Origin of the sequence: Amycolatopsis sp. 195334CR (assembly GCF_017309385.1) — a bacterium.
Taxonomy (GTDB): Bacteria; Actinomycetota; Actinomycetes; order Mycobacteriales; family Pseudonocardiaceae; genus Amycolatopsis.
The window spans coordinates 940,963-964,669 of the sequence record NZ_JAFJMJ010000002.1; the positions used below are offsets into that span (position 1 = coordinate 940,963).

Annotated in this window: 19 protein-coding genes; 12 read left to right on the plus strand and 7 right to left on the minus strand. The window is 69.5% G+C overall.

Annotated elements, in window-relative coordinates:
• The first annotated feature begins 18 nt into the window (after positions 1-18).
• Entirely contained in the window at positions 19-339 is a 321-nt protein-coding gene (locus JYK18_RS27425) for a helix-turn-helix transcriptional regulator (RefSeq protein ID WP_206806350.1), read from the plus strand.
• 3 nt (positions 340-342) lie between these two features.
• Here JYK18_RS27425 and JYK18_RS27430 read toward each other — a convergent pair whose 3' ends face one another.
• Entirely contained in the window at positions 343-1,389 is a 1,047-nt protein-coding gene (locus tag JYK18_RS27430) for a potassium channel family protein (RefSeq protein ID WP_206806351.1), read from the minus strand.
• A 183-nt stretch (positions 1,390-1,572) separates the two neighbouring features.
• On the opposite strand from JYK18_RS27430, the gene JYK18_RS27435 reads away from it, so the two are divergent.
• The gene (locus tag JYK18_RS27435) at positions 1,573-2,649 is read left to right on the plus strand and encodes a dihydrofolate reductase family protein (RefSeq protein ID WP_206806352.1); all 1,077 of its coding nucleotides are present in this window, start codon (positions 1,573-1,575) and stop codon (positions 2,647-2,649) included.
• A 17-nt stretch (positions 2,650-2,666) separates the two neighbouring features.
• On the plus strand, positions 2,667-3,617 hold the full coding sequence (locus tag JYK18_RS27440) for a DNA polymerase domain-containing protein (protein ID WP_206806353.1): 951 nt from the start codon (positions 2,667-2,669) through the stop codon (positions 3,615-3,617).
• Here the strand turns inward: JYK18_RS27440 and JYK18_RS27445 are convergent.
• The 3 genes from JYK18_RS27445 to JYK18_RS27455 are packed head-to-tail and all read right to left on the minus strand — an operon-like array spanning position 3,614 to position 8,612.
• Positions 3,614-4,684, minus strand: coding sequence for a hypothetical protein (locus tag JYK18_RS27445; protein ID WP_206806354.1), 1,071 nt, complete (start codon positions 4,682-4,684; stop codon positions 3,614-3,616). The two genes, JYK18_RS27440 and JYK18_RS27445, sit on opposite strands and share 4 nt — an antisense overlap.
• Positions 4,593-6,923, minus strand: a complete 2,331-nt coding sequence (locus tag JYK18_RS27450; protein WP_206806355.1) for an NACHT domain-containing NTPase — start codon at positions 6,921-6,923, stop codon at positions 4,593-4,595. Before JYK18_RS27450 ends, JYK18_RS27445 begins: the two co-directional genes overlap by 92 nt.
• A gap of 39 nt (positions 6,924-6,962) precedes the next feature.
• A complete protein-coding gene (locus JYK18_RS27455; RefSeq protein WP_307796086.1) occupies positions 6,963-8,612 on the minus strand; it encodes a UvrD-helicase domain-containing protein in 1,650 nt (549 codons plus the stop codon).
• A gap of 112 nt (positions 8,613-8,724) precedes the next feature.
• On the opposite strand from JYK18_RS27455, the gene JYK18_RS46950 reads away from it, so the two are divergent.
• Positions 8,725-9,834, plus strand: a complete 1,110-nt coding sequence (locus JYK18_RS46950; protein ID WP_242582129.1) for a hypothetical protein — start codon at positions 8,725-8,727, stop codon at positions 9,832-9,834.
• Between the two features lie 552 nt (positions 9,835-10,386).
• Here the strand turns inward: JYK18_RS46950 and JYK18_RS27465 are convergent.
• On the minus strand, positions 10,387-11,625 hold the full coding sequence (locus JYK18_RS27465) for a hypothetical protein (protein ID WP_206806357.1): 1,239 nt from the start codon (positions 11,623-11,625) through the stop codon (positions 10,387-10,389).
• A gap of 126 nt (positions 11,626-11,751) precedes the next feature.
• Here JYK18_RS27465 and JYK18_RS27470 point away from each other — a divergent pair, with 126 nt between their 5' ends.
• The 3 genes from JYK18_RS27470 (at position 11,752) to JYK18_RS27480 (ending at position 14,839) form a co-directional block, all read left to right on the plus strand.
• Complete coding sequence (locus tag JYK18_RS27470; RefSeq protein WP_242582140.1) at positions 11,752-12,777, plus strand: hypothetical protein; 1,026 nt, start codon at positions 11,752-11,754, stop codon at positions 12,775-12,777.
• A gap of 111 nt (positions 12,778-12,888) precedes the next feature.
• On the plus strand, positions 12,889-14,163 hold the full coding sequence (locus tag JYK18_RS27475) for a DUF4365 domain-containing protein (protein ID WP_277992348.1): 1,275 nt from the start codon (positions 12,889-12,891) through the stop codon (positions 14,161-14,163).
• A 34-nt stretch (positions 14,164-14,197) separates the two neighbouring features.
• Positions 14,198-14,839, plus strand: coding sequence for an ATP-binding protein (locus tag JYK18_RS27480; RefSeq protein WP_206806359.1), 642 nt, complete (start codon positions 14,198-14,200; stop codon positions 14,837-14,839).
• On the opposite strand, the gene JYK18_RS27485 is transcribed toward JYK18_RS27480, so the two are convergent.
• Positions 14,761-15,438, minus strand: a complete 678-nt coding sequence (locus JYK18_RS27485; protein WP_206806360.1) for an MBL fold metallo-hydrolase — start codon at positions 15,436-15,438, stop codon at positions 14,761-14,763. The two genes, JYK18_RS27480 and JYK18_RS27485, sit on opposite strands and share 79 nt — an antisense overlap.
• A gap of 191 nt (positions 15,439-15,629) precedes the next feature.
• Here JYK18_RS27485 and uvrA point away from each other — a divergent pair, with 191 nt between their 5' ends.
• Genes uvrA through JYK18_RS27500 form a run of 3 tightly spaced genes read left to right on the plus strand, consistent with a single transcriptional unit; the run spans position 15,630 to position 19,855 of the window.
• Positions 15,630-18,491, plus strand: coding sequence for an excinuclease ABC subunit UvrA (gene uvrA / locus JYK18_RS27490; protein WP_206806361.1), 2,862 nt, complete (start codon positions 15,630-15,632; stop codon positions 18,489-18,491).
• Between the two features lie 22 nt (positions 18,492-18,513).
• Positions 18,514-18,969: an SRPBCC family protein gene (locus tag JYK18_RS27495; RefSeq protein WP_206806362.1), complete on the plus strand. Its 456-nt coding sequence runs from the start codon at positions 18,514-18,516 to the stop codon at positions 18,967-18,969.
• 13 nt (positions 18,970-18,982) lie between these two features.
• Positions 18,983-19,855, plus strand: coding sequence for an alpha/beta fold hydrolase (locus JYK18_RS27500; protein ID WP_206806363.1), 873 nt, complete (start codon positions 18,983-18,985; stop codon positions 19,853-19,855).
• Positions 19,856-19,926: 71 nt separating this feature from the next.
• Here JYK18_RS27500 and JYK18_RS27505 read toward each other — a convergent pair whose 3' ends face one another.
• Positions 19,927-21,246 (minus strand): cation:dicarboxylate symporter family transporter, encoded by a 1,320-nt coding sequence (locus tag JYK18_RS27505; RefSeq protein WP_206808155.1) that lies wholly within the window; start codon positions 21,244-21,246, stop codon positions 19,927-19,929.
• A 193-nt stretch (positions 21,247-21,439) separates the two neighbouring features.
• Here JYK18_RS27505 and JYK18_RS27510 point away from each other — a divergent pair, with 193 nt between their 5' ends.
• Both JYK18_RS27510 and JYK18_RS27515 read left to right on the plus strand, forming a co-directional pair.
• Positions 21,440-23,032 carry a sensor histidine kinase gene (locus JYK18_RS27510; RefSeq protein WP_307796087.1) on the plus strand — a complete coding sequence of 531 codons (1,593 nt, stop codon included), beginning with the start codon at positions 21,440-21,442 and terminating at the stop codon, positions 23,030-23,032.
• Positions 23,029-23,700, plus strand: a complete 672-nt coding sequence (locus JYK18_RS27515; RefSeq protein ID WP_206806365.1) for a response regulator — start codon at positions 23,029-23,031, stop codon at positions 23,698-23,700. The genes JYK18_RS27510 and JYK18_RS27515 overlap by 4 nt, the downstream gene beginning before the upstream one ends.
• Positions 23,701-23,707: the final 7 nt, after the last annotated feature.

The following is a 23,707-nucleotide window of genomic DNA, read 5'->3' on the forward strand; positions in this document are numbered from 1 at the left end:
GTCACGTATCCTGGTCCGATGACCGACGACGACCGGGTGTTCAAGGCACTGGCCGACCCGACGCGCCGGTTCCTGCTCGACCTGCTCTTCGCCCGCGACGGGCGCACGCTCACCGAGCTGGAGTCGGAGCTGGAGATGTCGCGGTTCGGTGTGATGAAGCACCTCAAGGTGCTCGAAGAGGCGAACCTGGTGCTGACCAAGCGGTCCGGCCGGGAGAAACTGCACTTCCTCAACGCGGTGCCGATCCGGCTGATCCACAACCGCTGGATCGACAAGTACACCGAGCAGCAGATCTCCGCACTGGCCGAGCTCAAGGCCGACCTGGAGACCAACTCCTGAGCGCTAGTCGCTCCCGATCCCGGTGCGCTGTCCGCGCAAGGCGGCACGCAACTGGCTCGCGCTGATCCGGTTCCGGCTCACGAAGTAGAGCACCGTTCCCGCCGGCAGCGCGGTGTCCCACGACGGGCTGACCAGCAGGCTGTCCGGGGTCCGCGCGGCCAGCACCGTCGCGTTGTGCTGGCGCCCCAAGGCCGTCTGGCAGTCGCCGAACGCGGTGGCGTCGGGGAGCCGCAGCGAGTACGTGTTCCCGTTGCCGCCGTGGGTCATCAGTTCCTCGTAGACCTGCGTGATCCCGGGGTCCTGCAGTTCCTCGGTCAGCATGTGCGGGTTGTGCCACTGCACGCAGTGGAGCGCATCGCTGACGTACCGGAAGTGCGCCGCCCGGTCGAGGTCGCGCAGGGCGACCACCACGTGCGCGCCGGTCTTCAGGTGGTCGACCGTGACCGCCACGGCCAGCGCCTCGTTGTCGTCGCGGGCGTCGATGAGCACGGCCCGAGCCCGGTGCACGCACGCCCGGCGCAGCACGCTCTCCGCGGTGAGGTCGCCGCGGACGAATTCGACCGTGCGCTCCGGCAGCGGGTTCGCCTCCACCTCCGGCCACGCCGCGAGCACCAGCCGGAGCGAGGCGTCGGAGTGCAGTTCGTCGAGGATGCGCTCGGTGCGGCCGGGCGTGTAGCCGAGCACCACCACGTGGCCGTCCACCTCCAGCGTGCCGGATCCGTGCATGCGGCGGCCCCTCCGTTTCTCGATCATCGACGCCAGCTGGGCGAACAGCGTGGTCAGCGTGGCGATCCCGCCGATGATCACGTACCCGCCGACCACGTGGCCCCAGGTGGACTCGGGGTAGAAGTCGCCGTAGCCGACCGTCGACGCGGTGACCACGAACCACCACCAGAAGTTGGCGGGGTGCACCAGGTCGCTGCCCGCCGGTTCGGCCAGCACCATCAACGGCCAGCTGGTGGCGAAGACGAAGAGCACCACGGCCAGCGGCGGCAGCCCGACGCGGGAACCGAGGACGCGGCGGATGAGCCGGATCAGGAACACGGGCATCCGATACCTCCCCTTCGCCTTGTTCCGCCAGGTTCCGGACACCGTAACCGCGCACTGCTCCATTCGTGGCGCGAATGGCGTCACGGGGTCATCACATCCCAGCCGCGGGTTGACGCCGTGCACGTGGCGGCCTATGGTCAACGCAATCGTTGATAAACAAGTTGGTTGACAAAGGAGCTCGAGATGACCGGTACCACGATCACCGCCCAGCCCGGCACCCCGTTCATCGAGGTGGTCCGCGAGTTCGACGCGCCGCCGGCGCTGCTCTTCCGCGCCTCGACGGACCCGGAGCTGGTGGCCCAGTGGCTGGGGCCGCGCGAGGTCGAGATCCGCGTGTTCGAACACGACGCGCGGCCCGGCGGGCGCTACCGGTACGTGCACGTCGACCGCGAGGGCGAGCACTACTTCAACGGCGTCTTCCACACCGTCGTGGCGGACGAGACCATCGTCCGCACCTTCGAGTACGAGGGCTGGCCCGGCAACGTCAGCCTGGAGTCGTCCACCTTCGAAAGCCTCGACGGCGGCCGCACCCGGCTGTCCATGCGCAGCGTCTACCCGACCGTCGAAGCCCGCGACAGCATGGTGGAAAGCGGGATGGAGCACGGCATCCGCGACTCGATGGACCGCCTCGCCGCGCTGGTGGGCCCGGCCAGGGGGCAGGTCGTGGTGGACATCTCCCTGTCGCTGGACGGCTACGTCACCGGTCCGGACGCCAACGAGCAGCAGGGCCTCGGCGTCGGCGGCGACGACCTGCACCTGTGGGCGATGGGCGAGCGCGCGAACGAGCGGGACAAGGAGGTGCTCGACGCCTCCTACGCCCGGTCCGGCGCGGTGATCATGGGCAGGCGGCTGTTCGACATCATCGACGGGCCGAACGGCTGGAACGACGAGGTCGGCTACGGCGCCGAACGCGACCAGAGCGACGCGCCGCCGGTGGTCGTGCTCACCCATTCGGTGCCGGAGAAGGTGCGCCTGTCGCGCCGGTTCATCTTCGTCACCGACGGTCTGGAGAGCGCGCTGGAGCAGGCGCACGCGGTCGCGGGCGGCAAGGACGTGGTGATCATGGGCGGCGGCGAGACCTGCGGCGCGTTCCTGGACGCCGGGTTGGTGGACGAGCTGGTGCTGCACGTGGCGCCGGTGGTGCTCGGCGGCGGCACGCGCCTGTTCCCGGACGGCACGCACCTGCGGCTCGACCGGGTCGGCTCGGTTTCCACCCCGGCCGCCGAGCATCTGACCTATCGTGTGCGCAGGAGTTCCTGACCGGACGAGGTGGGCCGATGGCTGCGGAGGAAGAGCGCGACGGGGTGCCGCTGACCAACCTGGATCAGCCGCTCTTCGACGGGTCCGGGGCGACCAAACGGGACCTCGTCGACTACCTCGACGCCGTGGCGGACCGGATCATCCCCGGGTTGCGCGGCAGGCCGCTGTCGGTGGTGCGGGTGCTGCGCGGGCGGGCGCCGTTCATGCAGAAGAACGTTCCGAAGAACACGCCGGAGTGGGTGAAGACCGTGGCGCTGTGGGCGGACAGTTCGAAGCGCGAGGTCTCCTACGCCCTGTGCGACGACCGGCCGACGCTGCTGTGGTTCGCCAACCAGCGCGCGGTGGAGTACCACCCGCTGCTCAGCCTCGCCGAGCGGCGCGTCCACCCGACGCACCTGGTGCTGGACCTGGACCCGCCGGCCGGGGACAACTTCGACGTGGTGGTCCGGGCGGCGTTCCTGGTCCGGGAGGCGCTGGCGAACGACGGCCTGCGCGGGGTGGTGAAGACCAGCGGTTCGAAGGGTGTGCACATCTTCGTACCGTTGGCCTCGGACCAGGCCATCGACGACGTCGCCGCCGCGACCCGCGCACTGGCGGCCCGCGCCGAGCGCATCGACCCGGTGCTCGCCACCACGGCCTTCATCCGCGAAGACCGGGAGGGCAAGGTCTTCCTGGACTCCACCCGCGCCGGCGGCGCGACGGTCGTCGCCGCGTACAGCCCGCGCCTGCGGGAGGGCACCACGGTCTCGTTCCCGGTTTCCTGGGACGACCTGGATCGCGTGAAGCCCGCGGATTTCACCGTCCACACCGCACTGAACCTGCTCGGTGATGCCGACCCGTGGGCAGCGCAAATGCCTGAGCCGCAAAGCCTTCCGGCGGATCTGGTGGAGGAGGGCCACACGATTCCGATCGCCCGAGTGCAGGCCATGCACGAGGGAAAGCGAAGGGCCCGCGCCCGCCGCACCTAGTCGGGAAGGCGCTCGGTGCTGCTGACCGTAACGGTGCTGGAGACTCCGAGCGCGCTCCCGTTGTAGGCATTGCCGCTGTGCGTGACGATCAGGTCCTGCTTCGGGCCCAACCGCCCGAGATCGAGCCGGTGCCCGGTGCGCTGCAGGTTCAGGTAGCGCAGGGACGGGAGCTCGGCGAGCGGGCTGAGATCGTCGATCCACTCGCAGTCGATCACCGCCAGCGTGCGGAGCTTCTCCAGCCCGGCCAGCGGTTTCAGGCTGTCGATGGTGAGCCCCTGCAGTTGGAGGCTGCGCAACTCGCGCATTTCCCTGAGCGGTTTCAGGTCGCGCACACCGCCGCACCAGCGCAGGGTGAGTGAGCGCAGGCTGGACGCCGCCAGGTGGGCACCGGAGATGGTGAGTTCCGGGCAGTCCATGAAGGTCAGCTTGGTCAGCGAAGGCAGGTCGTCCAGACCGGCCAGAGTGGACAGATCGCTGCACGCGTCGAGGTGCAGCCCCCGAAGCTGGTCGTGCGCGCCGAGGTCGGCGAGCACGCGCATCGCGTGACAGCGCCGGATCCCGAAAGTCTGGAGCTTCGTCAGCTCGGCGAGCAGGGTCTTCGCTTCCCGCAGCGTGTAGTTCTCCCCGCTGAGCTTCTCGAGGCGCCCGCATTCCAGCAGCGCGTCGATTCCGGTCACCCCCAGGCACGACTCCAGTGCGATGGACCGCAGGGCGGGCATGCTCGCTATCGCGCTGATGTCGCTCAATTTCGGCGCGTTCCGGACCTGGAGTTCCGCGATGCGCTGGTGGCCGCGGAGGAACGCGAACGATTCAAGCCCTGGGTTGTCGGTGAGCCACAGCGCCCTCAGCTTCTCGTTGGTGGCGAGGAGGTGCTCCTCGCTTTCGCTCAACGAACCGGTGAAGTCGCCCGAAAAACTGACGAGGTGGGGAACGAGCGGAACTCCGGGCAGCACCCTGGGATCGGCGACGCGCAGGTCACCGTCCAGCAGCGGGGCGGCGGCCATCACCTTGCCGGCGTAGTGCTCCGGGTTGAAATAGCTCCACATCCGGACCAGTTCCCGTTCCACCGGCCCGCGTCCGTCGCGGGCAAGGGCGGCGAGCACGGGCAACGCACGCGGTCCCGCCACCAGACCTGCCGTCTGCACGGTCGCCGCGGCCTCTGCCTCGCTCAGCCGACCGGAGGTCCGGAGCAGGGGAAGTACTTCGTTGCCCATGGCTGCGAGGGTGCGAGCCTCGTCCGCGGTGCGCGGGGGGGATCACCTCGCGAAGGCGGGCGATGATCTCCTCGTGCAGGGCGGGACTCAGCTGGGTCGTGGTTTCCAGGCAGGCGATCGTCAGCAACTGCAACCCCTTGCGGCGCTTGGCGGGCAACCCGGGTTTCCGGCTGGCCGCCAGGATTTCGCTGAGCAGCTGTTCCCGCTCACGCTGCCGCGCGTGCCCGACCGCCATGATGATCACTTCGCGGTACGAGTCCTCGTGAGCGTGGTTCACCAGCATTTCGATCGAGTCGGTGTCCACGATCCGCTTGGCGGCCAGGTATTCCTGGAACGTCTTGTGCACGAAGTCGACCTGGCCCGCGCTGAATTCGCGGAGCAGCCCCGAGCGCAGGAGCAGGTGCGAGTAGACGTGCCCCGCGTCGAGGTCCTTGCCCGGCATCTGGCGCAGGCAGGCCGTCAGCCGGTTGACGACCCGCTCCCGGGAGGCGTTGGTCAGCTGGTTGAGCGTGTACCAGTGCGCGAGGTCTTCCAGCAGAAGCAGTTTCTCAGACGGGCTGAGCACCACGCGGGTCTCGTCGGGGATCCGCCGTTCGGTGTCCCGGCGGCTGAGCAACATGTCGAGCGCGGTGCGGTACAGGTCCATCCGGCCGCGGGGCAGCTGCGACCGCCGGTCGTGGTTGAGGGCGCAGACCAGCGCGCAGAGCAGGGGATTCGTGACCAGCATCCGCAGCGCCTGGTTGCCGTCGATGGCCGCGAGCAGTGAACCCTGGTAGGCGGTGAGGTCGGACTGGTCGCCTGGCGGGGAGTCCACGCGAATCGCGTCGTGCCAGTGCCGGACGAAGGCGCCGATGTGCGACCGCGACATCGGCTGCAGCGCGGCCGCGGTGAAGCCCTCGCCGTCCAGCCAGCCGTCGGCGATCGCCGGTGGCCGGGAGGTCACCACGTACCGCGACTTGGGGAACGCGCCGACGAGGTCGGAAAGCCACTCCTGGACCATGCCGCGTCGCTGCTCCGGCACCTCGTCCACGCCGTCGACGAGCACCAGTCCCCGGCCCGAGGACAGCACGTCCCACGCCCACCGCTGGGGCATGTGGTCCTTGAGCTGCCAGGCGACCGTCGACAGCAACTCGCCCGGGGTGGGCAGGTCCTTGTCGGCGTACCGGCGCAACTGCACGAAGAACGGAACGAGACCGTTCCAGGACGACAGCGAGGATTCCAGTGAGCCCTGGGCGCATTTCACCGCGAGCCACCGCAGCAGGGTCGTCTTGCCCGACCCCGCCTCACCGCGGATCAGCGTCCGCGGGCTCCCGGCCAGCGCCGCTTCCACGGTTTCGTCGTCCTCGTCGTCGCTGTCACCGGTCGAAGTCATGAGACCGACGTACGCCACGCTCAGCGGATACCGCCGGGTCGGCCGCGAAGTGGTCACGCCGAACAGCTCGACCTGGTCGAGCTTGCGCGAAACCTCGCGCAGGTATTCGAGTTCGAACTCGGCGGTGTTGTCGGTGGGAGACAGCGCCCCGCGTTCGGGCATCCGGTCGAGGATCTCGCGCAGGTGGTCGATGATCTCGTTGTCGCGTTCCAGCAGTTCGCTCAACGCCCGGCCCTGGAAGCTGGGCAGGGTCGAGATCACCTCGGTCAGGTAGGCGATCACCTCCCGCAGCACGAGGTCGAAGAAGCCCTCGCCGGCTTCGCTCAGCCCCAGTTGCCTGCGGACCGTGGCGGCGGACGGCGCGACGAGGCGTTCGACCGCGGTCGACGAGACGCCCGCGCCCAGCACGCGCACATCGGACAGGTCCGCCGCGTCGATCGCCTGAGCCACGCCGTTCAGCGCGGCGGTCCGCTCGTTGTCGTCCAGACGACGGAACTCGGCGAGTACGAGTGGCTGAAGGCGCTCGGCCACCGTTTCCGCCAGCTGCTCGAGCTGCCGGACGAGCCTGCGTTGCGGCACCAGGCCGAGATGGCGTGCTTCCACGAGCTCGACCAGGCTCAACTTGCGTTCGGCGTCCGACCGCCGGGTCCGCAGCCAGGCCCCGCCGGCCGACTTGGCGATCGAGGTGCCGATCCGGAGCAATGTCGCCTCGACGCTCACGCACTCTCCTCGTCGTTGCCAACCCGTCGCCGGGCGAGTCTATCGATCGCGCTGGTGCCGTTTCAGCCATTGGGGAGTGCAGCAGAATTCGCAGGGTTCGAGCTCTCCCGGATTCACCGAAGCCCAGGCGATCGGGACCTTGTCGTGCACGTTCTTGCCCTGCCGGTGAGACCGGTCCTGCCCCTTCTTCAGCCAGTCGCACCGCGGATCGTTGTGGTAGGCGTTGCCGCCTTGCGTGCGGTAGCCGTGGGGGAGCGTGCCGAGGGGCGGTTTCTTGCAGGTCGCACACCACTCGATCGGCATTTCGTGCACGCATTCGCGCTCGGCGGGTTCCTCGGCGGGGGAGTCCTCGGTGACGACCGCCCACCAGAGGAAATCCCGGGCGCGCGTCGCCGCGACGAGGCGTTGCCGGTTGCGCAACTGTTCCTGCTCGTCGTCGGCCGCTTCGTCCGTGACTTCGACGACCAGCACGGCTTGGAAGTCCAAGCCCTTGGCGCGGTGGACCGTGCCCACCTTCAGCGTGTCGTCCGCTTCACCGCGGTACTTGTCGAGCTGGGTCATCGGAATTCCGGCTTCGCGCAACGGTTTGGTGCACAGCGACAGATCCTGGTGGTGGAAGACCACGACCGCGGTCCGGCCCAGCGGCACGGGAAGCTCATCGAGCCGCGCACGCAGGGCGGCGCCGACGTCCGCCCTCGGCCCGCGCCAGGTCAGGCTGGTCCCGCCCGAGTTGACCGATTCGACGTCCAGCAGGGCGACGCCGTTGGCGCCGTCGAGATCGTCGACCTGGTTGTTCGCGTCGAAGCGCTGCGCGAACTCCAGCACCCCGGCACGGTTGCGGTAGTTGATCCGCAGGACTTCACCGCGGCCCTGAATGGGGATCCCGGCGTCGGAAAGCCGCCAGCCGCCCGGGTAGACCTGTTGCTGCCCGTCGCCGACGAGCAGCAGCCGGTCCGGACCGTCACCGGCGAGCTGTCGCAGGAACCGCAGCCCGGCCAGGGTGATGTCCTGGACCTCGTCCACCGCCACCGCCGCATAGGGTTCGGCCAAGGGGCGCTCAGCCAGTTCGGCCGTCGCGATGCCGACCATGTCGTTGTAGTCGTGTATCCCGCGTTCGGCCAGTTTTTCTTGGTAGGCGAGGTAAAGCTGCCAGATGAGTTCCTTTTGCCCGGCGGTGAGGCGCCCGCGGCCCCGCCGCGAAACACCCACGTATTCGTCGAATGACGTGATGCCGCGGCCCTTGATGACCCGGTCCACCTCGGTCCGGGCGTACTCCTGGCCGGGGGTCGCCCGCTCCAGTGCCTCGCGGCGCGGTCCCCACGCGCGGGAGAACGCGGTCGTGATCTGCCCGGAGTCGACGTTGAGCCGATGACCGCGGGCGCTGAGGAACCGGCTCATCCAGGCGTGCAGGTTGACGAACTCCACCCGTTCGGCGACCTCCGGTGCCAGGCGCCGGAAGGACGCTTCGATGACCGGGGGCAGGGTTTTCACGAAGGTGGTGAACAACAGGGGGCCGGTGGTGCGCCGGGCCAGGTGCCGGAGGCGGTGCAGCACGACCACGGTCTTCCCGGTGCCCGCCGGGCCGCTGATCCGGGCCGGGCCGTGGTACCGCCGGGTCACGATCTCCAGCTGGTGCGGGTGCAGGAAGGTCAGCCAGGAGTCGAACGCCCCGGCCTGGGCCGCCGCCACCTGGTCGGCGGTGAGCTCTTCGGCGACCAGCAGCCCGTCGGGCTCGGGTGCGCGTTCCGGCGGGCGGACCTCGAGCGCGGCGTAGTCGGGAAGGCGCTGTGCCGCCTGTGCGGTGATGGTCGACCTGCCTGCGGGTCAAGTGCGCCGAGTCGCGCCGGAAGAGCTCGTCGAGCTGGGTTTCGCCGAGCTCCCAGTACGGGCGGGCGTTCCGGTGCGAAGGTGCGGTTCCCCGGCCGGTGCTGATCAGCACCAGGTGGACGGCGGTGCCGGCGACCACCTGGTGGCGGTGGTCGCGGATACCGGCCAGCCGTTCCTCCGCGTGGCGGCGGATCGCGTGCGTGGCGCTTTCGCCGGGCGGGTGGTCGGTGACCACGATGGCGTAGACCCCGGTGGGGCCGAACAGGAACGCGTCGGCCCTGGTGTCGTCGTCGGCCGGAAGGGAGCGTCGCAGGAGGAGCGACGAGCTTCGCACGAGCAGTCCTTCGAACACCCGGCGGCGCAGGGGAGAGAGGCCCGGAAGCGCTCGCTTCAGCCGCTCGGACGCCTCCTGCGCCACCAGCCTGGTGGCGTGCTTGCTCAGATTCACGCGGCCTCCCCGAACACCCCGTTCCCGCTCGGCCACGGTAGGTCGAAGATCGTTCTCCGTGGACCTTTCGGCGGAATTACCCTCCGGATGCCGCAGCCGGTGCGCCGATCCCTGCACTCGGTGCAACCGTCACCTGGGTGGGTAGTCCGCCGTCACCGGTTAGGGGGCTTTTCGGCGCTGCTCGGGGTTCGTGGTGCTGCACTTCTGATCATGAACCGATCGACGAAGTTCTCCCGCAGACTGATCACGCTGGTGGCCGGGTGCCTCCTGCTCGCAGGCGTCCCGGCGACCGCCGCCGCGGCGGCGCCGCTCCACCCGGCCGGAGCCGAGGTGCTCAAGGGGGTGAAGGTCCACGCGAAAGCCGACAAGGACAGGGTCAAGGTCAACGAGAAGGTTCGCGTCCGTGGCTCGCTGGAGATACCGGCCCGCGCGGAAACGGCCGAGACGGTCATCATCCAGAGCCTGCAGGCGGGGGTGTGGGTGGACCTGCGCTCGACCTCGTGCCGGCCGAACAGCTCGTTCTCGCTGAGCCTGTCGTTCAGCGTTTCGGCGCAGTTGACGCTGCGCGCCTACCACCCGGCCACCACGCTGTACGCGAGCGCGGTGTCGGAAACCTTCCTGCTGCTGGTCGTCTGACCGACGGGGCTGGCGGGGTCGCCTCATGGCGGCGGAAACTCATCGGCGATGTCGGCCGCGTCGTGCACGAGTTGCTCGTCCGTGCGGCCGGCGCCGCCTCGGCGACCACCACCAGCGCCCCGTCCCGCCGGGAGTCGTAGTAGCGCCCGGTGAACTCGATCCCCGCGAGCCCGACCAGCCCGCCGCCGGCGGCGACACGTTCCCCGTGCCGCCGACGTCGACCAGCGAATTGAACTCCGCGGTCTTCGCCATGCGCACGCAGGCAATGGAGATCGCGATGTCGTTGCCCTGCTCGTCAGGAATGAAGCCCTGGACGTCACCGAAGGAGTGCCGGGCTAAGTTCAGTCCGCGCCGGGCATTCTGCTTCGGTTCAACCAGTTGAACTGAAGCGTTGTGCTGTTCCGCTTTGCTACCTCCTTAACGTTCGGCTTCCGTGGCGATAGTGGACACCCCGCCGATTCCCGAAAACGCGACCACGCAAGGTCATCAACCCTCGAACAGAGCATTCGGCGGGTGCAAAACTGCACTCGGTCGACCGCGAATTCCGCGGGTTCAGTCGATCCTGATCGCGAAGATCGATCCATCCGCGGTGGCCGAGTACGACTCTCCGCTGCCGGCTTCCACGGGGCGGTCCTGTTGGGACAACCGCCTCGCGAACGCCGCTTGGGCTTCGGTGATGGTTCCGGCGCTGCCGTTGCTGAGTTGCCGGTCGATGGCGGCGTCGATCCCGTACCTGACCGTGAAACTCCGCCCGGCGAAGGTGAAAGTGACCCTGGTGCCGCGTGCCAGCCCGTATGGGGTGTCGAAGTCGGTGCGATCCCGTGACTGGCGGTCGAGGCGGTCGAGCATGACCGTCGGCGCCCATTGCTCGAGCGCCCCCAGATTGCCCCCGAAGTCCGCGAGGGTCGCCCAGGCCGCCCGCACCGACGCGGCGGCCAGTGCGGTCGGCGACCAATCCGCCACGTCGTCAGTGAGCCGGAAACCGCGGGATTGCTCGATGGTGGCCGGATCGACCACGTGCGAAAGCTCGTCTCCCTCATCGGGGTCGAGCGCGAGATAACTCATTCGATCGTTCGGGATGACGCTCGTCGCGAGGCCGGTCGGCACCCGTCCGCCGACCGAGACGCCGCCGAGTTGGGTAAGTGCCTTCGCGATCTGTTTCACCGCGTGACTCCGCGTCTTGGTCCCTTTGCACTCCAAGGTTCGAATCACGAACCGGTGCGTTGCCGAAGGATCCTGGGCGATGAGGAGGTAGTCGGGACGCGTCGTGGCCACCTTCCGCACCACCTGCCGCGCGCCGCCCGCGTAGATGACCCGATCGTCGAGCGCGGCGTCGATGTCGACGATGCTGATCGGAACTCTGGCGCCGACGGTCCGTTGGAGCCAGCGGGTGGCCAGCACCGCGCCGAACGCGATTCCCATCTCTTCCGACGTCACCCGCCGCTGATTACCCACGATTCGCCGACCGGCTTCACTCACCGTGAGCCCCGGCGGGATGGACTTGTCCGCTTCTTCGTGGTCGAAGAAACCCACGTAACGCGTGAGGGCCCATTGCGCGTAGAAGTCGAGCAGGTTGGCGTGGTAGCGCGGTTGGGTCACGTAGGACAGCTGGTGCAAAGCTTCCGCGGGCCGGAGGCGGATTCCGCCGTGCAGGCCGCGTGCTGGTGACAGGGCCTTGTCGGAGGGGACGAACTCGGCTGCTTCGGTGACCCGGTGTAGAAGTGCATCATCGCTCTGCCCGCGCAGGAGGGCAGGTGAGTCGATGATCGACAGCGCCCGGTTAAGATCCACAATTCAGTGTTTCAGCCCGCCTCGGTCTGACCAATCAGATTCACGCTATCCAGCGTGCCGGTGCTTCGGTACCGTGGTCGGTCAGGTAAGGAGCCCGGGATCGGACCTGGGCCACCGCCGACTTCCTTGGCATGGAGCGCGGGAAAGCACCTGCGCCACCGCCCCCTGTTCTCGGGACTTCTGAGGGGCGTACCTATGACCATTTACTCGCAGCACGCCAATCGCGGGAAGCAGCAGATCCTGGCCACGTACCGCGGATCGAACGGTGTCGTGTCGCTCACCGTCACCAGTGTGGAGGACGCGGCGCTCGCCGCCCCGATCGTCGACGCGCTGAACCGGATTTCCGCCTGTGCCACCGTTCCCGTCAGCGTGTGGGACGAGCGGGGCGGGCACTTTCGTAGCTACCCGGCCGGCCACCTCGCCGCGTTGACCGATCCGGGTGCCCGCCGTCACCTGATCGAGGGTGCGCACAGCCTTTGGTACGAGCAAGCCATGGCGCTCCTGCACCGCGCCCTGGCCGATCTCGACACCGCCCTCGCCGCCGTCCCGGCGCCCGTGCGGACCGCGGTCGGGGCGGAGTTGGCCGCCGAATCTCGTGCGCTGCAAGAAGAACTGGCCGAGTACACCGACGGAATCGAGCCGTCGGAACCGGAGAAGCGTCGGTTCTGGGAGTTCCAGGCTCCGCTCGTGGAGGCCATCCTCGACCCAGCTGATCGCGAAGCCCTGGACAACCTGGAGCGAGAGCTGGACCGAACCCAGCTGGCGCGCGCCATCGCCGATCTGCGCCTGCTCCTCGACGCCCACGCGGAAACATCCAACGGCGAAGCGCAGTTGCTCATCGACAGGTTCGAGATCAGCGACGACCCCTACAGCGACGGCGGATACTTCCTCAACGTCCAGGCCCCGATCCCGGACCGGCCCGCCTGGAACGTCGAGCTGTGCCGATGGGTGCCGGACAACCGGACCGACGGCGACACCGGCGAACCGGTGCTCGACTGCGCCCGGTCCGATCCACCCGCCGTCGAGGAAATCGTCGCGCTGCTGGACCGGAGTGACGGGCAGGCCGACGTGCTGGCCGCCTGGGCCGCAACCCCGGTCGGCGACGCGCTCGCCGGAACGGCTTTTGTTGTCACCCAACGATATGGAGACTGACCGACCGGCCAAAGCGCTACGGAATGGGGAAGGCGCACCCAGCCGACGCATCGAAACGAGTGACTCGGTCGCCTCGCACCACGATCCTGGAGGGCTTGTTGCCGAAGGTGCCTGACGCAGGGCGAGAACCAGCACGTCACGTTCACCCAGGCGGGTGAGGTCACCGGCGACATGGTCAAGATCCAGGTCAAGGGCGGCCGTTCGTGGCGCAGGGCCGAGGGGTACGCCGTGCCGGTCGGTGACCACGGCGGCGTCTGGGCCGATGGCAACCTCCCGGTGCTCTGCGTTGTGCACGACCCGGACACCGACGGTCTGTACTGGGCCAATGTCACCAAGCAACTGCTGTTCGCGCGGCGCCACGGCGAGGTGCTCAAGACGATCACCATCAGCCAGGACCAGAAACTGGACGACGAGTCCCTGGCGGACTTCGTCGCCGAGGTCAGAAGCTATCTGAGCCGCTATCGGGGCAACCGGATCATCCAGGCCCAGTTGGGCGACATGGCGGGCGTCGAGTTCGGTCCGTCGGACATCGTGCAGCACCACGTGAACGTGTACGGCGAGGATCTGATCTTCTGGCAGCGCCGGGGTGAGGGATTCGCCACCCTGCTCCACAGCGACCTTGACTGGCACCCGGAGTACATCGGCCCGGAAAACTTCCACCCCCAGGGCCGTCCAGGCCTGCTTCCCGGCATGTCCGTGGTGGCGGACACGATACTGAGCACAGCGGAGGCCCAGTGGCTGGCGGCTTGCTTCGACGCGGCTCAGTGGGCTCGCGAACCCGCCGTCGGCGATCCGCCGCTGAACACCAACATCGACGCCCGAGACCACTATGTGGCCAGACGAGTCGAACACCACCTTCGGATCGAACCCGACGCGTTGACCCGGTCGATCGAGAAGCTCCGCACCCAAATGGCGACCGACCACGAGCTGGCCATCCTCGCCAAGGAACTGGAGGCCGGGACATGCGCCGAAGCGCTCTCGAAACCGTGGCGGGAGATGTCGGACGAGGCACGTCGGCTCGTCACGTTCTACCTGGTCGAAGAAGTACACGCGGGCGCACCCGCGCTGCCGATCGATGAGCAGTTCCGGATCGTCTGGCGATGTCCCCGGCCGGCCGCGGAATACGGTTTCGACGCGCGGGTCGGGCGCCCGAGTACCCGCCGGTCGTCGAACCGGGAGGTCGTACCGGCTTCCCAGCTCAGGGCGGGTGACAGGATCTACTGGCTGAGCCGGCAGGGGAACGAACGCGGCCGGACCGTGTCGGCCGTCTGGGATTCCGAGGACACCCCCGGAACCGTCTGCGTGCGTTTCGATCAGCTGACGTTGGGTGACACCTTCTGGCCCGAGGAATGGTTCGCCCGGAAGGTGTCCACCAAGCCGCGGTGATGGAGGCTTCAGGCACTGACGATCGGAAGCAGCGATGACCACGAACCACCGCGGCGCCACCCTCGTGGCCACGATCGGCGCGCCCGGCGCCGGCAAGAGCACGTGGCGCACGCGCTGGTGCGAGGCAAATCCGCACGCCGTGGTGGTCAACCTCGACCGGATGCGCGCCGCCGTGTCGTGGTGTGGGTGCCTGATGAACCAGGCCGCCTCGCCCTATGCGCTGGAACTTGCCACCGTTGCGGCGAGTGCCGCGCTGGCCGCCGACAGGGTCGTGCTGTGGGACGCCACCTCAGCCGACGTCGCAGCCCGTCGGCGGCTGCTGGTGCTCGCCGCCGAGCATGGTGCGCGCACGGTCGCCGTCGTGCATCAGCCGCCGGTTGCCACCGTGCTCGCCCGCAACGCCGCTCGATCGGCGAAGCGGTGCGCCTGCGGCCACGCGCGCCGCGTCCCCACCGACGTGGTGCTCGACAAGCACGCCGCGATCGAGGCCGCCGTGCCGTCGCTCGCCGAGGAGGGGTGGCACGTGGTCACCATCGCGCAGAACCGCCGCGGCGAGGAACCGGCCTTCCCAGTCGAATGGGGGGCTCCGGTGACAGCTCACCAGCCGCGGGAACGCCACTCCTCCAGGTGCGGGCGCTGTTCGCCGAGCGTGGAGTCGTCGCCGTGGCCGGGGTAGAACCACGTCTCGTCGGGCAGCTCGTCGAAGATCCGGGACGACACGTCGTTGATCAACGACTCGAAATCCGACGGCGAGCCCGTCTTGCCGACCCCACCGGGGAACAGCGAATCCCCGGTGAAGAGGTGCGGGTGGCCCGAGGGGTCCCGGTAGAGCAGGGCGATCGAGCCCGGCGTGTGGCCCCGCAGGTGGATGACCTCCAGCTCGCACTCGCCCACGGTCAGCTTGTCCCCGTGCTCGACCAGGAAGTCGGGCGGGACCGGCAGCGGCGAGGCGTCAGCGGGGTGGGCGGCGGTGTTCGAGCCGTTGGCCCCGGCCACCGCGCCCAGCGCCTGCCAGTGGTCGGCGTGCTGGTGCGTGGTCACTACCGTGCGTAGCGCCGGGCGGTCGGGACCGTGCCCGATCAGGTCCGAGATGCGCTCCGGGTCGTTGGCCGCGTCGATCAGCAGGGCCTCCCCGCTGGACCGGCAGATCAGCAGGTACGCGTTGTTGTCCATCGGCCCGACGGACAGCTTCGTGATGGTCAGCTTCGGCAGCGTCCGGCGGGCGGCGTCGCCGCCCGGCTCGACATGGCCGGTGTAGGTGTCCACGACGTTCACGGCTCGAACTCTAGTACGAATCACCTCACCCGATCGAAACCGCCGCGCGGGGGCACGTACTCTCGAACCCGGCGCGAATTCGCAGCCCCACCAGGCGGGACCTCGAGTGTCCGAAACTGTCGGTGGTGCGACCTAGCATGACGGCGGCCGCCTCATACCCGGCCGTTCCGAATCCAGTGAAGGGACCTCGCGTGGCTGATCGCCTCGTTGTTCGCGGTGCCCGTGAGCACAACCTCCGCGGTGTCGACATCGACCTGCCGCGGGACAGCTTGATCGTGTTCACCGGCCTGTCCGGTTCGGGCAAGTCGAGCCTTGCCTTCGACACGATCTTCGCCGAGGGCCAGCGGCGTTACGTGGAGTCACTCTCGGCCTACGCCCGGCAGTTCCTCGGCCAGATGGACAAGCCCGACGTCGACTTCATCGAGGGCCTCTCGCCCGCGGTGTCGATCGACCAGAAGTCCACCTCGCGCAACCCGCGCTCGACGGTGGGCACCATCACCGAGGTCTACGACTACCTCCGCCTGCTCTACGCCCGCGCCGGCAAGCCGCACTGCCCCAAGTGCGGCGAGGCGATCAGCAAGCAGACCCCGCAGCAGATCGTCGACCAGGTGCTCGACATGGAGGCCGGGGTCCGCTTCCAGGTGCTGGCGCCGGTGGTCCGCGGCCGCAAGGGCGAGTACGTCGACCTGTTCGCCAACCTGCAGCAGCAGGGCTACTCCCGCGTGCGCGTGGACGGCGCGGTGCACTCGCTGACCGACCCGCCGAAGCTGAAGAAGCAGGAAAAGCACGAGATCGGCGTGGTGATCGACCGCCTGACCGTGAAGACCAGCGCCAAGCAGCGGCTCACCGACTCGATCGAGACCGCGCTGCGCCTGGCCGACGGGCTGGTCGAGCTGGAGTTCGTCGACCTCGACGAGAACGACCCGCATCGCATCCGCGGCTTCTCCGAGCACCTGGCCTGCCCCAACGGCCACCCGCTGGCCGTGGAGGACTTCGAGCCGCGCTCGTTCTCCTTCAACTCGCCCTACGGCGCCTGCCCCGAGTGCACCGGCATCGGCATCCGCAAGGAGGTTGACCCGGAGCTGGTGGTGCCGGACGACGAGCTCTCGCTCGGCGAGGGCGCGGTCGCGCCGTGGGCGGGCGGCCAGAGCGCCGAGTACTTCCAGCGGCTGCTCGAATCGCTGGCCGAGACCATCGGCTTCCGGATGGACACCCCGTGGCGCCGCCTGCCTGCCAGGGCGCAGAAGGCGGTGCTGCACGGCGTCAACGAGCAGGTGCACGTCCGCTACCGCAACCGCTACGGCCGCCAGCGCTCCTACTACGCCAACTTCGAGGGCGTCATCCCGTTCCTCGAACGCCGCCAGGAGCAGACCGAGTCCGAGTACATGCGCGAGCGGTACGAGGGCTACATGCGCGAGGTGCCGTGCCCGGCCTGCCAGGGCACCCGGCTCAAGCCGGAGATCCTCGCGGTCACCCTGGAGCACGGCAAGCACGGCCCGCGCTCGATCGCCGAGGTCTGCGCGCTCTCGGTGGACGAGGCCTCGGAGTTCCTCAACGGCCTGTCGCTGGGCAAGCGCGAGTCGATGATCGCCGGCGCGGTGCTCAAGGAGATCCAGGCCCGGCTGCAGTTCCTGCTCGACGTCGGGCTGGACTACCTCTCGCTGGACCGCGCCTCCGGCACGCTGTCCGGCGGCGAGGCGCAGCGCATCCGGCTGGCCACGCAGATCGGCTCCGGCCTGGTCGGCGTGCTCTACGTGCTGGACGAGCCGTCGATCGGCCTGCACCAGCGCGACAACCACCGGCTGATCGAGACGCTGACCCGGCTGCGCGACCTCGGCAACACGCTGATCGTGGTCGAGCACGACGAGGACACCATCCGCTCCAGCGACTGGGTGGTCGACATCGGCCCCGGCGCGGGCGAGCACGGTGGCCACATCGTCCACAGTGGACCGTACAAGAAGCTGCTGAAGAACAAGCAGTCGCTGACCGGGGACTACCTGTCCAAGCGCCGCGAGATCGACATCCCGGAGATCCGCCGCCCGATCGACCGCAAGCGCCAGCTCACCGTGGTCGGCGCGCGCGAGCACAACCTGCGCGGGCTGGAGGTGTCCTTCCCGCTGGGCTGCCTGGTCTCGGTCACCGGCGTCTCCGGCTCGGGCAAGTCCACCCTGGTCAACGACATCCTGGCCACCGTGCTGGCGAACAAGCTCAACGGCGCCCGCCAGGTGCCCGGGCGGCACACCCGGATCAAGGGCCTGGACAACGTGGACAAGCTGGTGCGGGTGGACCAGTCGCCGATCGGCCGCACCCCGCGGTCGAACCCGGCCACCTACACCGGTGTCTGGGACCACGTGCGCAAGCTGTTCGCGGCCACCACCGAGGCGAAGGTGCGCGGCTACCAGCCGGGCCGGTTCTCCTTCAACGTCAAGGGCGGGCGCTGCGAGGCGTGTGCCGGCGACGGCACGATCAAGATCGAGATGAACTTCCTGCCGGACGTCTACGTGCCGTGCGAGGTGTGCAAGGGCGCGCGGTACAACCGCGAGACGCTCGAGGTGCACTACAAGGGCAAGACCGTCTCGGACGTGCTGGACATGCCGATCGAGGAGGCCGCGGAGTTCTTCGAGCCGATCAAGGCGATCCACCGGCACCTGGCCACCCTGGTCGACGTCGGCCTCGGCTACGTCCGGCTCGGGCAGCCGGCGCCGACGCTGTCCGGCGGTGAGGCGCAGCGCGTCAAGCTGGCCAGCGAGCTGCAGAAGCGGTCGACCGGCAAGACGGTCTACATCCTCGACGAGCCGACCACCGGCCTGCACTTCGAGGACATCCGCAAGCTGCTCGGCGTGATCAACGGCCTGGTGGACAAGGGCAACTCGGTGATCGTGATCGAGCACAACCTGGACGTGATCAAGACCTCCGACTGGCTGATCGACATGGGCCCCGAAGGCGGGTCCGGCGGCGGCACGGTGGTCGCGCAGGGCACGCCGGAGCAGGTGGCGGCGACCGAGGGCAGCTACACCGGGGAGTTCCTCCGGGAGATCTTGCCGGTGGTCTGATCGTTCCCGCGATAATGGCCGCGTGCGGCTGAACGACTACCGCTTCCGCGACACCTGGCTGGTCGGGGCCCCCGTCCGGCCGGTGTTCGCCACCCTGGTCGATCTCGGGGCCTATCCCGAGTGGTGGCCCGACGTGCGCTCGGTGCGCCAGGTGGACGAGCAGACCGCGGAGCTGGTCTGCCGCGCGCGGCTGCCCTACGCCCTGACGATCACCATGACCAGGGCCGAGGAGAACGAGCGCGAGGGCAGGCTGCGGGTGGACCTGCGCGGTGACCTGGTGGGTTCGCTCGGCTGCCTGCTCTCCACCCAGGACGGCGCCACCCGGCTGGACATCACCCAGCACGTGGTGGCGGCGAAACCGCTGCTGCGCCGGCTGTCGCCGGTGGCCGCGCCGGTGTTCCGGGCGAACCACGCGCTGATGATGCGCCGCGGCAGGCGGGGCCTGGTGCGACGGGTGGGCGCGCCGCCGAAGAGCTGATTGACTGGTTCCCATGGGGAGAATCGGTCATTTCACCACGGTCGGGGGACGGGCCCGCTACTTCGCCGCGTACGAGGAGGCGATGCGCGAGTGCCCGGGGGAGCGGGTGGAGCTGGACGTGCCGAGCCGGTTCGGCACCGTCCGCGTCTACCGCTACGGCGAGTCCGGGCGCCCGCCGATCGTGCTGCTGCACGGCTCGCACGCCAGTTCGGCGATGTGGGCGCCCAACCTGCCCGGCCTGCTCGCCGAGCGCACCGTCTACACCGTGGACACGCTCGGCGAACCGGGTGCCAGCGTGCAGACCGTGCCGATGCGCGACGGCGCCGATCGCGCGCGGGCGCTGGAGGACGTGTTCGAGGAGCTGGGCCTGACCGGGTTCCACCTGGCGGGGCTGTCCGCCGGTGGCTGGCAGGTGCTGAACCAGGCGCGGCACTTCCCGGGCAGGCTCGCCTCGATCGCGTTGTTCGACCCGGCGAACACGCTGGGCAAGCTCACCAAGCGGTTCTTCGCCGGGGCGACCGTGGCGCACCTGCTGCCCGGTGACGCGGCGATGAAGCGGTTCCTGAGCTGGACCGCGGGCGGTGTGCCGTGGCTGGACGAGCCTTCGACCCGGGTGCTGCTCACCGGGATGAGCGAGTACCGGTCGGGGTTGCCGTTCCTCGGTTACCCGGGTGACGAGGTGCTGCGCGCGGTTCAGCTGCCGGTGCTGGCGCTGCTCGGCGGCAGGAGCGTGGTGCACGACGCGGAGGCGGCGGCCGAGCGGGCGCGGACGCTGTTCCCCCGCGCCGAAGTCGAGCTGTGGCCGGAGGCGACGCACGCGCTGCTCGGGGAGCAGCCCGAGCGGGCGGTCAAGCGGCTGCTGGAGTTCGCCGCCGAACACGACTGAAAAGGACTGACGCGGTGCGAGCCCTGGGGGAAGCTCGCACCGCGTCAGTCGCGGCGGTGTCGGGGGAGGGCTTACTTCACCGCCGCGGGTTCCCGCTCCGGCGTGGCTTCGTCACCGTCGGCGGGTTTGTGGTCGTCGACCAGGGTGGCTTCGTTGAACGGGTCCTGCCCGGCGAACACCCGGTTGGCCTGGCCGCGGTCGAACTCCTTGGTCCACGAGCCGATCAGCACGGTGGCCACCGCGTTGCCGGCGAAGTTGGTCACCGCGCGGGCCTCGGACATGAACCGGTCGATGCCGAGGATGAAGCCGACGCCGTCGACCAGCTCGGGCCGGTGCGACTGCAGGCCACCGGCCAGCGTGGCGATCCCGGCGCCGCTGACCCCGGCCGCGCCCTTGGACGCGATGATCATGAACACCAGCAGCGAGATCTGCTCGGTCACCGGCAGCGGGCTGCCCTGCGCGGTGGCGATGAACAGCGTCGCCATGGTCAGGTAGATGGCCGTGCCGTCGAGGTTGAACGAGTACCCGGTGGGCACGGTGATGCCGACGACCGGCTTGCTCACGCCGAGGTGCTCCATCTTCGCGATCAGGCGCGGTAGCGCCGATTCCGAGGACGAGGTCGACACGATCAGCAGGAACTCGCGGCCGAGGTAGCGCAGCAGCGAGAACAGGTTGACCCGCGCGCCGAACCACAGCACCGAGCCGAGCACCACGAACACGAAGAGCAGGCAGGTGGCGTAGAAGCCGAGCATGATCACGGCGAGGCTCTTCAGCGCGTCCCAGCCGGTTTCCCCGACCACCGCGGCGATCGCGCCGAACGCGCCGACCGGCGCGGCCCACATGATCATCGCCAGGATGCGGAAGACCAGCCGCTGGATGTGCTCGATGCCGCGCAGCACCGGCTGCCCGGCGCGGCCCATCTTCTGCAGCGCGAACCCGGCGAGCAGGGCGACCAGCAGGGTCTGCAGCACCGAGCCCTCGGTGAACGCCGAGACCAGGCTCTCCGGGATGATGCCGAGCAGGAAGTCGACCGTGCCTTCGGAGCCCTCGGCCTGCTGCTGCGCCTTCGCGGCGGCCTCCGGCGACAGGCTCAGCCCCTCACCTGGGTGCAGGATGTTGCCGACCACCAGGCCGATGCCCAGTGCGAAGGTGGACATCGCGAGGAAGTAGACGATGGCCATCAGGCCGACCTTGCCGACGCTGGCCGCCTTGGCCACCGAGCCGATGCCGAGCACGATGGTGCAGAAGATGATCGGCGAGATCATCATCTTGATCAGGTTCACGAACCCGGTGCCGAGCGGCTTGAGCTCCTTGGCCAGATCCGGCGCGGCGAAGCCGACCACCACGCCGAGCACGACGGCGGCGATCACGGCCAGGTAGAGGTAGTGCATCCGATCCCGGCGCTTGCCGGGCGGAGCCGAGCCGGCGGTGGTCGTCGGTTCTGATGGCACCGTTGCCTCCAAGTTGCGTCAAGGTTTCCGGTGACTATGCGGACCCGCGTGAGCGGGGTCACGGTTGTGTTCATTTCGTTCACGAAGCGCGCCACATCGACGGCCCGCGCGGGCGGTGTGCTGGTATGTGGGCGTGTCGAACCGGTGGAGCCTCGCGCGCCAGCTCCTGCTCGTGCAGGTGGTGCTGGTCGCGGCCCTGGTCGGCGGCGGGGTGACGCTGGCCTATGTGGACGCCGAGCGGGCCACCGAGGACCGCGCCACCGAGGAGGTCACCACGGTGGCGGTCACCGTGGCGGACTCGCCGAGCGTGCGGACCGCGGTGCTGGGGCCGGACCCGAGCGCCGAGCTGCAGCCGTTCGCCGAGCGGGTCCGCGCGGACACCGGGGTCGACTTCATCACGATCATGGACACCGGCGGCATCCGCTACACCCACCCGAATCCGGCGCTGATCGGCCAGCCGTTCGTCGGCAACACCGCGGCCGCGCTGCGGGGTGAGGTGTTCACCGAGACCTACACCGGCACCCTCGGACCGTCCAAACGCGTCGTGGTGCCGGTGACCGCCGAGCCGGGCCGGGTGATCGCGCTGGTCAGCGTCGGCATCACGGTCAGCACGATCAGCGCGGAACTGCGCGAGCGGGTGCTCACCGTGCTCGCCGTGGCCGGGCTGGTGCTGGCGGTGGGGTTCGCGGGCAGCCTGCTGGTCAGCGCGCGGTTGAAGCGGCAGACACGCGGGGTGGCACCGTCCGAGCTGAGCGCGATGTTCGACTACCACGAAGCCGTGCTGCACGCCGTGCGCGAGGGCCTGGTGCTGATCGACGCCCGCGGGACCATCGCGCTGATCAACGACGGCGCGCGGGCGCTGCTCGGCCTGCCCGCCGACGTGCAGGGCACCCCGGTGGCCGAGACCGGGCTGCCGGGCGAACTGGTCGCGGCGCTGCTGTCCGGGGAACCGCGGTCCGACGAGATCCACGTGACCGACACCGGCGTGCTGCTGCTCAGCGCGCAGCCGGTGCGTTCGCGCGAGCGCTCGCTGGGCAGCGTGGTGACCATTCGCGACCACACCGAACTGCAGACGCTGACCGGCGAGCTGGACACCGTGCGCGGGTTCGCCGAATCGCTGCGGTCGCAGGCACACGAGTCGGCCAACCGGCTGCACACCGTGGTTTCGCTGGTGGAGATGGGACAGCCGGAGGAGGCCGTGCGGTTCGCCACCGCCGAGCTGGAGATCGCGCAGCAGCTCACCGACCAGGTGGTCGGCGCGGTGTCGGAGCCGGTGCTCGCGGCCCTGCTGCTGGGCAAGGCGGCCGAGGCGAGCGAACGCGGCGCCGAGCTCACGCTCACCCCGGACACCGCGATGGACTCCGGCACCGGCGAACTGGACACGCGCGACCTGGTGACGATCCTCGGCAACCTGGTGGACAACGCGATCGACGCGGCGATCGCCGGCGCGGGCCAGGGCAGGCCGACGGTCTCGGTGACCGTGCGGCAGGAGGACGGCGAGTTGCTGCTGCGGGTCGCGGACACCGGTCCCGGCATCGATCCGGACCGCGCCGAGGAGGTGTTCCGCCGCGGCTGGTCGAGCAAGCCCGCCGACGGCCCGGCCGGGCGCGGGCTGGGCCTCGCCCTGGTCGGCCAGGCGGTGCGCCGCCACGGCGGCACGATCGAGGTCAGCCGCGACGTCGGCGCGGTGTTCACCGTGCGCCTGCCCGAGCGGGGTGCCCGTTGATCCGGGTGCTGGTGGTCGAGGACGACCCGGTGGTGGCCGAGGCGCACCGGCGCTACGTGGAGCGCGTCGCGGGCTTCACCGTGGTCGCGGTGGTGCACTCCGGCGGGGACGCGCTGCGGACCTGCGAGCGGATGCCGGTCGACCTGGTGCTGCTGGACTTCTTCCTGCCGGACAGCCACGGCCTCGCGGTGTGCCGGGCGCTGCGGGCGGCCGGGGTGGCGGTGGACGTGATCGCGGTGACCTCCGCGCGGGACCTGGCGGTGGTGAAGGCGGCGGTGTCCGTCGGCGTGGTGCAGTACCTGCTCAAGCCGTTCACCTTCGCCTCGCTGCGGGAGAAGCTGGAGCGGTACGCGCGCTTCCGCGACCGCTTCGCCGAATCCGGTGAGGTCAGCGGACAGGCCGACGTGGACGGGGTGCTGGCCACGCTGCGCACCCCGGACCACCACGCGCTGCCCAAGGGCATGAGCGCGCAGACGCTGGAGGCGATCACCGAGGCGCTGGCCACCGCGGCCGAGGGGCTGTCGGCGGGCGCGGCGGCCACCGTGGTCGGGGTGTCGCGGGTGACCGCGCGGCGGTACCTGGAGTACCTGGCCGACAGCGGGCTGGCGCGGCGGGAACCGCACTACGGGCAGGTGGGCAGGCCGGAGGTCTGGTACCGCCCGGCGTGATGCCGGT